The following is a 12,125-nucleotide window of genomic DNA, read 5'->3' on the forward strand; positions in this document are numbered from 1 at the left end:
AATCCTCCCCGCGTTGTGTCCCAGTTCTCTGCAGCTCCTAACGCGCATTACCCGTTTCGCGAAAACATGCACAGGGCCTTGCTGCTGCCCGATGGCCGCCTAATCGCCCTCTCGATTGCACGGGAGAATGGTCAGCAGACGATGCAGGCCCGCTACTCTTTCGACAACGGAGAACACTGGTCAGAGCCAGAAAATCTCTTTTTATGGCCAAAGGAGGCAGGGGGCTTTGGGTTGTTCGAAGCTCTCGTGGACAAAGATGGTGAGATTCACATCTGGTCATTGTGCGACGGCAATTCCGGCATTCTCTATCGCAATCCGAAAGGCAAAGCTGTCCGGCCTGGGATGGTTCTCGACATCTGGCACGTGCGTTCAAACAACCGGCGAAATGCTTGGACGCAACCTAAAGCAATTTGGACTGGCCATGGGAGCGATCTGCTTTCGGCCATCCAATTGCACAACGGGCGTTTAGTTCTTCCGTATTCTTTCAATAACGGTGAACGCTGGGAAAGCCCAACATCTGGGTTTCACGCTTTTTCTTACTCTGGCCCTTATCGCGTCTCGGTCTTGTATTCCGATGACAACGGCGATAGCTGGCACCAATCCCCCGACGTTTTGAGCGTCCAAACACCGGACCTGAGTACATACGGGGCTGACGAACCCGTCGTAATACAACTCAAGAATGGTAGGGTTTGGATGTTGATTCGAACCCAGCGTGGTCGTTTCTACGAATCGTTCTCAGACGACGGTTCGCGCTGGAGTACCGCCGAACCAACGCAACTTTATTCTTCCGATTCTCCCGCTGGCTTGCTGCGCCTTAAGGACGGATCGATACTGCTAATTTCGAATGCTTGCCTGCGATATCCGTATGCCTATGGTGCCCGAAACGTGCTGCACGGAGCTATCTCCAGCGACGAAGGCGAAACATGGCGAGGCTTTCGGGAACTCGTGAGAGACCCTGCGAGAGATGATCCTCCCGATCGCAAAGGCGATTACGGCATCTCTTACTCGTTCCCGACCCTAACCAAGGATGGCAAGGTGCTGTTTTCCAATTGGGTTGAGAGCGGGAGAAGTCGCACGTTCCGGCTCTTCGATCCTTCCTGGTTGCTGGAAACGAAGCAATCGACCGATTTCTCTAACGGAATCGACGAATGGTCGGTTTTCGGCAGCAAAGGTGTGAGCCTGGCACCGGATCCGAGCAAGAGCTCGTCAAAGGCCCTGGCCATTCGGAAGCTAGATGCGCAGTGGCCTGCGGCCGCAGTATGGAATTTCCCAGTTGGCGCAAAAGGTCGACTGCACTTGGAAATAATGCTTCGCGATGGCTTTGGTGGAGCACTTATCGGCCTTACTGATCACTTTTCTGTTCCATGGGATCTCGAAGACAGAATCTATAACGCGATCAGCCTTCCTATTAATTCAGACGGAAACATTCTTTCAGACGCAAAGCTGGCCGCTGGCCGATGGCATTCGCTGCTACTCGAATGGGATGCTGGCAAGGGACATTGTCGTATTTCTGTGGACGGCAAGCCGGCAGGCGTGCTCGGGATGAATCGACGGGTACGAGGCATCAATTATTTACGGATTCGATCCGTTGCAAATCGCCCGGATTCAGGATTGTTGATACGTTCCGTAAGTGCTGACGTAACGGATTCGTGGAGCGTGAATTCCGCCGCGGCGGTTCTAAGCGGTCAATCTAATCACGCGACGAGGGTTGAAAAATGAGTTTATCTGACCTGAAGCATAGATTTGACCTGGACGGTTATGTCGTTGTTCGAAACTTCTTGAATGGAGAGAAGCTTGGAAAGTTAAGAAATGAGCTGGATCGATATATCACAACAATCGTGCCAGCTCTTCCTCGCACAGACGTCTTTTACGAGAACCGTATGACTGAATCCACTCTAAAACAAATGGCGAAGATCAAGGAGCACGACAGCTGGTTCTCTGAGTTGATTAGCTGTGAACCGTGGATAGGGCTAGCCAAAACGCTTCTCGACGACGAGGTCGTGCCGCGAGAATTAGAGTGGTTCAATAAGCCACCGAGAATCGGTAAGCCTACGCCGCCCCATCAGGATGGATTCTATTTCATGCTTGAGCCAAATGAGGCCGTAACAATGTGGTTGGCTCTCGATCCAGCAGACGAATCTAACGGATGCGTTCGCTATATCCCCGGTTCGCATAAGCTCAATATTCGACCACACCAAAAAACCCAAGTGTTGGGATTCTCTCAAGGTATCTCCGACTACGGCCCCGCTGATTTCGAGAAGGAAGTGCCGATGATAGTTGAGCCCGGGGATTTGCTTGTACACCACGCGCTGACAATCCACCGCGCTGATGGAAACGAAAGCGAGAGAGATAGGCGCTCCTTGGGCATGATTTACTTTGCAAAACGAGCTCGACAGGATTCGAGCACCCTTTCTGCATACCAGGAAAACCTGTATGCCGAACTTGAAAAGAACGAGAAAATCTGATGACATCTGGCCGGCGCACTTATTTTGGTAGTGCGTGCAGGCGCACCTGAGGCTCCCTCCACCTCAAACCGACAGCCATTCCATTCAATTCCGTCGCCTCGTATCTTTCCCGCCCCTCCTTCCTCCCGTCGGTCACACCCTATCCGATCAGCGTTCTCCGCGTCTCGCTTGCACCCATGTATCGAACGGCTCGCGGACAGAAGCCCTGTTGCTAGCGGCAGGGCTTCGATTTTGCTGAGCGCATTGAGGTTACCTTCCTTTGGACGGAGGTGGCGGTGCTGGCTACTCGACCCGCGCCAGCCGCCGATTCCGCGCCGGTTCCAGTCAGAAAACGACTAAGACGTTCGCGATCAACATCGCGAGAAGCTGACAAACACTAGAACTCAGAGTCACGCTGACTATTTCTTCCCCACCACTTTCTTGAGTTCCACTCCGGGGCTGAACCTTACAGCTCGTCTGGAGGCGACCTTTATCAATGCCCCGGTTTGTGGGTTATGGGCGTTCCGTGCTTTACGCTGGTAGGTGGAGAAGGTGCCGAAACCGTAAAGGGTTACGTCATCTCCGTGCTTCAGGGCAGCGGTGATCGCGGTGATCATTGTTTCGATCATCTTAAGTGCACTGGCCTTACTAGTCTCGTTTTCCAGAGCGATTCGGTTGGTAAGGTCTGTTTTGTTCATCTACCCTCGCGTGTTACGCCCCTCGCGGAGACAGAAGGAACTCGCTGCCGCAGGACGCGCTTTCGTGGAATGCCGCAGCCTGTCACCATTTTGGGGGTTGACTCAGTGATGTGGCTCACATTTATGGAACAAACTTCGTGCGTGAAACCGGGTGAAGCAGCATCAGGCACCGGAATAAAATGCTTTCATGATCACCGAAAGGGTTGGCGACGGTAGCTGGGCGGATATACCCGGCACTCATTTGCGCGTCTACGCGGAACTGGAGCCAACTGGATGGGCCTTCTCCGTCTTCGATCTCAACCGAAAGGTCTGGGTGGTGCAGGGGCAGAGTGCTGATGACGAGGCAGACGCGCGGAACACAGCCGAGCGATGGGTTTTTCAAGCTGGGCTCTTGATGCCGGGGACCTCGCTTCAGTGGCAGCGGCAATAGGCAATAGCGTAGCGGCAAGGAGTTCGAAGGTTATGTTAAACCTCATGACGCAGCTCGAGTGGCTCTGTTTTCTAGGTGCCATCGCCGGAACAGCGTTAATGATGTACTGCATCAAACTCCGCTTTGACCGCAAAGACAGGACACGATCACATTCTGGCAAGCAAACGTGCGTCGGGAAATCAGATACTCTGTGAGTCCGTGACTTAACAGGTGCTCTCTACTAACACCTGCGTGACGTAAATCACAGCTTTACCTTCTACGGTTCGGCAGTATACGGCTCAAATCCACGCTGAGGAGATCAGGTATGGCAAGGAATCTGAAACTCAGTAAAGCGGTGGCAAATCTCCGTACCAAACTCGAACTATCCCAAGGCAAGTTTGGCGAAAAACTCGGTGTGAGTGCGATGGCGATCTCAAGGTGGGAGGCAGCAACGAATCAACCACCTGCTGACTGCACCGTGGCCATGGCAAAGATGGCTCCCAATTTTGAGCAGTTTTGGTTCTTTCTGGGACAGATTGGTCTGACCAAGAAAGATATTGCACGCCGGTCTTAAAACGTTCGACGCGGTTGCGAACTGAGGATTCGCGTTGTCAGCGTTTCCGCTTTTGGCGCCGAACAGCGGAGATCGAGTCTTTGAGTGCTGCGGAGATGTCAACGTCGGTTCTCGCGACATGAGCGGGACCGGGCATGTGCGCCTCTTGACCTAGCCAGCGACTGATCTCTCGAGCGTCGGCGACCATGAATCGCCCTGCCGCTTCACTGGCATACCACTTCTTGCCCAACGTTGGGCGGTAGCTGTGCCGATTCCTAGATAGTCACCGATCGCCTTCCAGCCCGTGAGGACTTCAGGCGGATGGTTTTGTGCGTTCTTCTTCGCCTTCGGCATGGCCTGCGATCTAACGCCTAGCGTGACGGGACGCCGCTCCGAAATAGCGATCAGGATACCGCTCCCGCATGGGTGGAAATGGGCCACTTGTCCAAAGCGGAACTCTACCGAGTGCCCATTAAATCATTGGGGATGCTACCCGGCTCGCGCTTAGTTAAGGCTTCAGTCAACCAGGTGAGCGCGGAAAAACTCCACCACCTTGACGTTGAACTCCGCGTGGAATGCAGCCCGATCGAAACCGGATGCTGACGAACAGATTTCCGGCTTGGCGGCGGCGAGGCGTTTATCACATGGCGGCAAAAAATCGTAATGGCCCGCTGCTGGTACCACGTGATACTCCGGTGGAACAGACAATGCTGCCCGTACGGCCTCTTCGTAATAAGGAGTGGGCTGGTGACGGTCATTTTTCGCACGCCAGATCTGGATGGGTATGCGGGCGTTCTTCAGTCCCTGTTTGTCGAAGGTGAATCCGAACGCCGGAGCAGCGGCGACAATCGCCTTGATCCGCACGTCGGAAATCCAAGCGTCTCTTGGCTCGCGAATTGGGAGATTGCGCGGATCGATACCCGCTCGGCGCATGGCGGTGCACAAATCGTGATCGCGGTGAGCCTGGCAGTAAGCTCCAATCCGTGTTAAGTCCGGGATGCCGCCAGCTGCCACCAAGACTGTGAAACCCCCGTTCGAAAATCCGAATGCCCCGACTTTCTTGTGGTCAAGGATACGGCGTTCTGACCATTTCCCAAGCATATATGAGATGAGCGTGTGGAGCTGTTTCGGCCTGCGCCATAGCTGCAGGACCTTGCTCTCACCATCGTATGAATCGCCGGAATGATTTATTGCCGCGACCACGAAGCCCGCCTGAGCGAGAGCGATCGCGGTGTCGTGATGACCTTCGTATGAGCCGCCGCCACCATGCGATAGCACAATTAAAGGTAAATGGTCGCCTTGCACCGGCGCATTCGAGACGACACCAGGCCTGTTCCCCTGTGCCGCACTCCGCCCCGAAGTCGGATACCAGATACCACCCTGCAGTGGTGTCTCCGAGCCGTTATCGATGAGGATTTTTTCGAAGCCGACCATGCGGACATCAACCGCTTGAGCAATGGCCGTCGCGGCACCAAAACACAACAGAAAGGCTGTCATGGTAATGACTGTTCGCATTTGTTCCCCTAACCATCGATCGCACATGATATCGAACAAATCTGTTCCCCAGTTGGTGAGAATATCTCATCTCGCCAGTGTCTGGTCCTTTCCCAACAACAAACAAGTTAGGGCGATCCACTCAGCGCCTCTTCGGCGCTTGGTCTACCGCAGACCTATTGAAAGCACCAGTTCGTAGGAAGTCTTCCGGAAGACCGCGGGTTTTGTAAGGCTCTGGCGAATACTGTGTCCGAAGCGACCTAGTGTCCGCCGTGAAATGCCGACTCGATTTTGGCCAAGTAGCTAGTGGGTGCAATCGCTGCTACGACTGTAAGCGGCGGCCTCTGGCAGCTCTTCTCATGCTTTAGCGCCATATGTTGGCATAGCGTCGATAACAGGCGCTTGCGCTCACTGTCTCACCGTCAGATTACCTTGTGTACGGGATTTCCGAACAGCAATCACGAGTCTGGAAGGCTTGAAGCGCCTATAATTTAAGCCTTCACACATGCTTAAACAGTTTCTTCGACTCTACGCCGCTCACGAAGATACGAAGAGATGCTTACTTCCAACTGCGCTGCGAGGCTGTCGTCCAGCCACTTCAGGTCAGGGATGACAGTGCTTATTTCAAGTTCCAGAAGATGCGACTGAAGGCAATCGTGGATCGCTCGCATGAGCATGCGAGCATCACGCACCAAGAGTTCTATCTTGAAGCCTTGTTCAAATCTCATTCTTCCATGAGATTCGGCAGCACGCATCGTCTTGGCAGGCGTCACCTCGGGATGTTTGGACTCTAGCGTCTCTGCTAGTTCCTGAACCATTAGCCGCAGGTGGTCTGCCCTGTCCTCTTCATTTAGCGGGAGTCGGGATAACTTGTCATCCATTCTCATGTACTCCAGAGTGACCTTAACAATCGCACTTGATTGTTCCCGCAGCAAAGTCGATACTCGCTTGTTGCCCGAACCTCTTGATTGACTGGGTTCGGTTATGCGCTTTGCGAGGGCCTCTACCAACTCAGTTGGATTGGCTGGCTTTACAAAGAAATCATCTACCTGTGCTCGGATCGCTGTCAGTGCACTCTCGAAGGCCGGATACCCCGTCAGGATGAAGTTGCGACATTTGGGCTGCGAACGGCGCATCGCACTCACAACCGTGAATCCGTCTCCCGGCTCACCGATGTTCAAGTCGCTCAGTAACACGTCGAATTCCATTGTGGTGATAAAGCCTAGAGCCTCAGATACGCTCGCCGCGACTGTGGTGTGGTAACCAGACATCTCCAAGACGTGCGGCATGGTCGCTCGTAGTCCGGGGTCGTCATCTACAAACAGGAGAGTCGGCATATTTGATTGGATGAAGATGGATCCCGCAAAAATGTGCGCTACCTTCCGCCAGCAGCTCGAAAGCGGTGGGAAAACGATCCGAACAAAGCATCCACGGGCGCGGTAAAAGCATCGGCCAAAGGGATGACCACAGTTCTAGACGAGGTGAGTCACTGTTCTAATCTGAATCCGCCTCCGTGGTGGCGCTCATGTGCTTCGAAATTTCGTCGAGCACCTCGCAGACACTTCAAGCCCTCCTTCTTTCCTCCCTAGCACGTCAGGATACCGATCGGATCAATGCCACGGCCCGAATTTAAGGTCGAGACCGTGGTGAGTGACGAGGAAATGCGATTGACGTCGCCAAACGCCTCACTTCCTACCACGTGTAGTGAACGCTGTAGGTCACTATCTGCTCAGCGTTGGGTTGCACCGTGACCTGAAATTCCATCTGTTGTGCATCGGTCTTGCGATGGGTATGGGACTCCTGCGCGATGCGCCAGTTGAGTCCGCGATAGAGGCGTTCGACAACCGTGAACGTGACCGGTTCTTTCTTGCGGTTGCGAAGTCGAATCTCGAACGATTCATCGATGAAATCCTTGTTGGTATCGATAATGTAATTAGTACGCTTGCGCTCGCCGACGAGGTCGAAGGCGTTACCGGTATAAACGCGGATCAGTTCATCTTTCGGGGTGTGGTCGATCAGGCTCTCGCCGGTAAATTGCAGGCTGCCATCGATGTCGCGACGGTAGAAGCGGAGCTTTCCCTTCGGCAGTGGGATACCTAACCCATTCTTCCCGGAGTTTGTGAACTGTGTCATTACCCACACTTTTTTGTTGCATTGTGTTCCAAGTTCGCGGTTGCCGCGGATACTTTCGCCCGACCAATAACGGTACTGATTCCAGTCGAGGTTAGCGCCGTCGTATACATAAAGCTTCCTCGCGACCACGCCGGTGCCTCGGACGAACTCAACCTGCTTTGTTTCCTGGTCGTGAAGGGTAGTGGGATGCGCCAGAGTGTAAAGGTGATATTCGTCAAACGCGCGTTCCGTCACCACCGGCGACATGGCTTCCTCAGCTCTTGCCTTGGCGGCAGCGGCCTGAAAATTACGGTAGTCGTTCGTTTCGATCTTATTTACGTCTCCTGCAAGGAGCCGGATGTTAGCGTTTTCGAAGACATGGCCCGTCCGGTTATTGATCGTAATCCAGCCCACCAGATCGAGAATGTCGCCCTTTGCAGGCGCAACGAGGTTGTAGTCGGCTTCCCAGCCCATGCCGCCGGTAACATAGGAAAGTTCGGCGTCAAACTGTCCGGGTTTGTCGGTGCGGACCTGCCAGGCGAGAGCCGGTTTAAGGATCGTGTCCCCGGTCAGAGCAGGGAACAGCGGTAGGCCAGGCAATCCAAAGCGAAGCTGTCCATTAACCTCGATGAGTGGTTGCTGGTAACTGGCTTGCTGGTATTGCCCATACCGCGGGATGTATCCGCTACGAATGATCTTTCCCTTAACGATCTTCGTCGTGTCCACCTGGAAATCGATGGTCTGTCCCTCATAGAGAGACAGCAGAGCCTCCTGGGTTATCGGATCCGCTCGATAGTTCTGCTCCAGGACTTGTAGCGACCGCTGCATCGTCGGATCGCGAAGGACGACTGAGTCAGGCTCGACCAGTGCTGTGATTTCGGTGAAACGAACGTCGTTGATTCCGGGGGAAAGGTTCAGGGAGACCGTCTCGCGTACCAACCCGAAATTCTGGTTGTAGATCGTCAGTGAGGTGTTTTGCGCCGCGAGAGTGCAGCCGGTGAGTAAAGCTACTGCCCATAGAGCTAATTTCATGTTCTTCCTCGTCTTACAGGAGGAGAACGGGGCAGAGTTGCCGGCTTGCAGTTACCTTGGTGTAACCGGCATCGGATCCTGGGATTTGGTCGTGTGAGTCAGCCTTGTGTTTCGTCCTTTTAGATTGGCGGCGAGTCTTTCAGCTCTTGTGCTCGCTTTTGTTAATCTGCCTACCGCGTCGTACAGGTCCGAGATACCATTTAATTCCACCGAGCTCCTCAAGTACCTGTCACCGGGATGGAACCTGGCTTCGGTACGGGGTCGGATTCTCTTTTGTATAACGAAGAAGCGCTCCAAGTATTGATTGCTGGAGTCAAACAGGCAAAGCAGTAACACACGGTTCTTCTTCTTATCTGAACTGGCTGGTGTTACTCTCCAGCGCGGCTCTCCGGACTTAGTGGTGAAATACACGCACGTGACGACGCCGACGGTGCCTCTTCGTTTCAGACGGAGATAGCTTTTCTGAAAACGCTTGCCTGCGACGATCGCAACTCTGTTCGGGTCCGCCCGGACGATTGCTTCCATGATCTCGCTTCGGATCATCAGATTCTTCCGTCGTCTTTCGCTCCGCGCAATCTGGGTGGTGTGATCAATTCCCAGACGCTCACACAACTTCCCAATCGAACCGAACCTCTCGATAAAAGTATGCAAGTGCGCTGCGCCGGGAACGGTGTTGATGCCCGAAAGGGGAGCATTTAAACCATGATGCTCGAGGTAGGCTCGCATTTGACCCAACAACTCCTCGTCGCTCCGGTAGAAGGTTCGATTCCGCAAAGCCGCTTGGGCCTTGTCGAAGAGTTCTTGGCTTACGATCGCAGCATGAGTGTTTGGGACGATAATCCATTCATCGGGAGGTAGGCGTTTGACACCCTCTCCCAGTCGCTGGGTCCTTTTTCCAAAGACCGTCGATCCCATGTACTTGGGTTGAGTCAGAATTCGACTGACGGCCTGAAAGTACCATTTGCGGCCATTCAGAAACGGCACGCCACGGTTATTCAAGTGCCTGGCGATCGCTGTCGGCAACATTTCGTCCTCGGCCGCTAGTCGGTAAATCTCTCTCACAACTTCTACCTCTTCGGCCGGACCATGGACCAGGATTACGTGGTCGCTTTGAATCGCCTTCCGTTCGCCATAGTTGAGCAAATACTTCGGAATTCTGTCCCTGCTGACCAGCATTCTGCGAAACCCATAGCCAGGCGCACATCCGATTTTGAAGCCCAGATTCACTACTCTTTTTTGCCCTTCGTAAACCTTCACCGATAGCTCGCGACTGTATTCACCTGCCATCACTCTTTTCAGACTCTTCATGATCAGGCTCGGCATGGAATTGTCATTTGCAAACGTTTCGGCACAGTAGTTGACTGGCACTCCTGACGACTTACAAATGAACTCGTAGTGGGCCGCTTCGTCGGTGTCCTGGAACCTTCCCCATCGGCTTACGTCATAGACCAAAATAGCCTTGTAACCAGCGTCAGGGCTGACGACATCGCGGAGTAGCTGCTGTAGGCCCGCCCTTTCTCTCAGCACTAACCCAGAGCGCGCCTCGTCGAGATAGGTCCTAACGATTTCAAAACCGTGCGCTTCGGCATAGCGAGCGATGGTGGCTGCTTGGTTTATGAGGGAATACTGTTGTTGTTCGGTCGACATGCGGAGATACTGTGCGGCGGGAACAGACATTACCGATCTCCTGATGTGGAATGCCAAATGCTATCGGTACCGAAATGGGAAAGTCGGAATGCGAAACCGAGGAGCGGCCTTGCCGATTACATTATGTCCGCAAATGTTGAACCGGTCACAATAGAAGCGTGAAATCGAAATCTGAAGCTCATGATCAGTTGTCGTTGGCAGCTGCAGTAGCACGTCTCAGCGATGACCTGAACAACCACCTAACTGCGATGACACTTCGGGTTGGTATTCTACGAGAAAGATGCAACTGGGAATGTGACGGCTATTCCTTATTAGAACTCGCCAAGGCAGCAGCGGCGATAACGAGAATTAGTCTAGAGCTTCGCGATCTCAGCGACTCTGTTTTGGATACACAGGTCTCGGAAAACACCGGATCAGAAACTCAGAAAAGCGGTTTCTTGATAGGTGTGAGTGCCACCTCGGTTCCAGAGTGAGTCGACCGCCATCATCGCTAATCTACGGCTGATGACCAACCTTTTTTGGCGTATCTCTGGACATCGCGTTTCCTGGCGCACGGCCCTAGGTTGACTCCGAATTCATGAACGGCATACAAGCGTCCCTGTGGTGGGCGAATCGTTGTCTGGTAGGGCAGAGGTGGTTTAGTCCCGTTTTGCCGTTCAATGTCTTTGGAAACGCCGATGACCGAGCTCCGATTGTCCGAAGTTTACATTCCTGTGTCCTGTCGGAACCTCCCGTTTAACGTTTTGCACCACTAAGCTTAAGTTCATGAAAGAGGAACCGAATTCATATGCTGGCCGGAGGACTTATCCGATGGGGTTGCAGGTAGCCATTATTGGTGCAGGCTTGATGGGTCATGGGATCGCGCAGGTGTTTGCAACTGCCGGGCACGAGGTAGTAATTGTCGATGTAAACGACCTTACCTTAAGCACCGTGCATAACCGAGTCTCGGCGAGCCTCGCTGAGCTTGGCATTGAATCGGGATCAGTTCTCGGCCGGATCAAGCTGAACAAATGCGCCGGAGATGCCGTGCGCGACTGCAGTGTGGTCATTGAAGCTGTGCCTGAGAGACTGGATCTGAAACGGGCCCTGTTCCAAGAGATCGCCGAAACGGCTCCGGTTGAGGCTCTTCTGGCAAGCAACACGTCGACAATTCCGATTACAGAAATCGGTCGCGATCTGCCGGAGAGTGCGCGCCGCCGCCTCGTGGGATTACATTGGTGGTACCCTGCCGTGCTGATCCCCTTGGTTGAGGTGATTGCAACGGATTTTGTCGACCCTGAGTATTTCGATCGCGCCTTTCAGTTGATGGCATCCATCGGCAAGGAGCCTGTAAGGGTCAATCGCGATATTCCCGGCTTCCTCGGAAACAGACTGTTGCACGCATTGAACCGGGAAGCCTTGTCGCTGGTGAACTCGGGAGTCTGTGACGCAGAAACCATCGACAAAGTAATCAAGCTCAGTTTTGGCAGGCGCTTTTCGGTACTGGGTCCCATGGAGGGAATTGACCTGGTGGGGCTTGAATTGGTAAGGAACGTCCATAACATACTGTTCCCTTACCTGGAAGACTCTTCCGAAGCATCTCCTCTTCTTGACCGACTCATTGATCGGCACAACCTTGGAATGGCAACCGGCGAAGGTCTCAGAAAGTGGACAGCGGAACAGATCGCAGAAACCAAGAGCCACTTATCGACTCACCTACTAACAATGGCTCGCGGCGCGAATGGAAAAGGTTAGCT

The 12,125-nt window shown here is 53.6% G+C and carries 11 protein-coding genes; 5 read left to right on the top strand and 6 right to left on the bottom strand.

What is annotated here, in order from left to right:
• Positions 1–66 precede the first annotated feature (66 nt).
• Together VN577_01360 and VN577_01365 are read left to right on the top strand one after the other, a co-directional pair.
• Positions 67–1,719, top strand: coding sequence for a sialidase family protein (locus tag VN577_01360; GenBank protein ID HWR13446.1), 1,653 nt, complete (start codon positions 67–69; stop codon positions 1,717–1,719).
• Complete coding sequence (locus VN577_01365; protein HWR13447.1) at positions 1,716–2,465, top strand: phytanoyl-CoA dioxygenase family protein; 750 nt, start codon at positions 1,716–1,718, stop codon at positions 2,463–2,465. Before VN577_01360 ends, VN577_01365 begins: the two co-directional genes overlap by 4 nt.
• Before the next feature lie 398 nt (positions 2,466–2,863).
• On the opposite strand, the gene VN577_01370 is transcribed toward VN577_01365, so the two are convergent.
• Complete coding sequence (locus tag VN577_01370; GenBank protein HWR13448.1) at positions 2,864–3,142, bottom strand: HU family DNA-binding protein; 279 nt, start codon at positions 3,140–3,142, stop codon at positions 2,864–2,866.
• A 187-nt stretch (positions 3,143–3,329) separates the two neighbouring features.
• Between VN577_01370 and VN577_01375 the strand changes: the two genes are divergently transcribed.
• Positions 3,330–3,572 (top strand): hypothetical protein, encoded by a 243-nt coding sequence (locus VN577_01375; protein ID HWR13449.1) that lies wholly within the window; start codon positions 3,330–3,332, stop codon positions 3,570–3,572.
• 304 nt (positions 3,573–3,876) lie between these two features.
• Positions 3,877–4,125, top strand: a complete 249-nt coding sequence (locus VN577_01380; GenBank protein HWR13450.1) for a helix-turn-helix transcriptional regulator — start codon at positions 3,877–3,879, stop codon at positions 4,123–4,125.
• Positions 4,126–4,275: 150 nt separating this feature from the next.
• Here the strand turns inward: VN577_01380 and VN577_01385 are convergent, their stop codons facing one another.
• The 5 genes from VN577_01385 to VN577_01405 all read right to left on the bottom strand — a co-directional run bounded on the left by VN577_01385 (position 4,276) and on the right by VN577_01405 (position 10,419).
• Entirely contained in the window at positions 4,276–4,458 is a 183-nt protein-coding gene (locus tag VN577_01385; protein ID HWR13451.1) for a hypothetical protein, read from the bottom strand.
• A gap of 162 nt (positions 4,459–4,620) precedes the next feature.
• Entirely contained in the window at positions 4,621–5,619 is a 999-nt protein-coding gene (locus tag VN577_01390; protein ID HWR13452.1) for an alpha/beta fold hydrolase, read from the bottom strand.
• A 488-nt stretch (positions 5,620–6,107) separates the two neighbouring features.
• Entirely contained in the window at positions 6,108–6,935 is an 828-nt protein-coding gene (locus VN577_01395) for a response regulator (GenBank protein ID HWR13453.1), read from the bottom strand.
• A gap of 355 nt (positions 6,936–7,290) precedes the next feature.
• Positions 7,291–8,742 (bottom strand): hypothetical protein, encoded by a 1,452-nt coding sequence (locus tag VN577_01400; protein HWR13454.1) that lies wholly within the window; start codon positions 8,740–8,742, stop codon positions 7,291–7,293.
• Positions 8,743–8,793: 51 nt separating this feature from the next.
• Positions 8,794–10,419 (bottom strand): recombinase family protein, encoded by a 1,626-nt coding sequence (locus VN577_01405; GenBank protein HWR13455.1) that lies wholly within the window; start codon positions 10,417–10,419, stop codon positions 8,794–8,796.
• Between the two features lie 780 nt (positions 10,420–11,199).
• Here VN577_01405 and VN577_01410 point away from each other — a divergent pair.
• Entirely contained in the window at positions 11,200–12,123 is a 924-nt protein-coding gene (locus VN577_01410; protein ID HWR13456.1) for a 3-hydroxyacyl-CoA dehydrogenase family protein, read from the top strand.
• The last annotated feature ends 2 nt before the right edge of the window (positions 12,124–12,125 follow it).

The sequence above is a fragment of the Terriglobales bacterium genome (assembly GCA_035561515.1).
Taxonomy (GTDB): Bacteria; Acidobacteriota; Terriglobia; order Terriglobales; family Acidobacteriaceae; genus DATMXP01.

Excerpts from the sequence above, each read along its gene's own strand:
- VN577_01360 (HWR13446.1), top strand. The coding sequence starts at position 67 with ATGCACAGGGCCTTGCTGCTGCCCGATGGCCGCCTAATCGCCCTCTCG.
- VN577_01365 (HWR13447.1), top strand. The coding sequence starts at position 1,716 with ATGAGTTTATCTGACCTGAAGCATAGATTTGACCTGGACGGTTATGTC.
- VN577_01370 (HWR13448.1), bottom strand. The coding sequence starts at position 3,142 with ATGAACAAAACAGACCTTACCAACCGAATCGCTCTGGAAAACGAGACT.
- VN577_01375 (HWR13449.1), top strand. The coding sequence starts at position 3,330 with ATGATCACCGAAAGGGTTGGCGACGGTAGCTGGGCGGATATACCCGGC.
- VN577_01380 (HWR13450.1), top strand. The coding sequence starts at position 3,877 with ATGGCAAGGAATCTGAAACTCAGTAAAGCGGTGGCAAATCTCCGTACC.
- VN577_01385 (HWR13451.1), bottom strand. The coding sequence starts at position 4,458 with ATGCCGAAGGCGAAGAAGAACGCACAAAACCATCCGCCTGAAGTCCTC.
- VN577_01390 (HWR13452.1), bottom strand. The coding sequence starts at position 5,619 with ATGCGAACAGTCATTACCATGACAGCCTTTCTGTTGTGTTTTGGTGCC.
- VN577_01395 (HWR13453.1), bottom strand. The coding sequence starts at position 6,935 with ATGCCGACTCTCCTGTTTGTAGATGACGACCCCGGACTACGAGCGACC.
- VN577_01400 (HWR13454.1), bottom strand. The coding sequence starts at position 8,742 with ATGAAATTAGCTCTATGGGCAGTAGCTTTACTCACCGGCTGCACTCTC.
- VN577_01405 (HWR13455.1), bottom strand. The coding sequence starts at position 10,419 with ATGTCTGTTCCCGCCGCACAGTATCTCCGCATGTCGACCGAACAACAA.
- VN577_01410 (HWR13456.1), top strand. The coding sequence starts at position 11,200 with ATGGGGTTGCAGGTAGCCATTATTGGTGCAGGCTTGATGGGTCATGGG.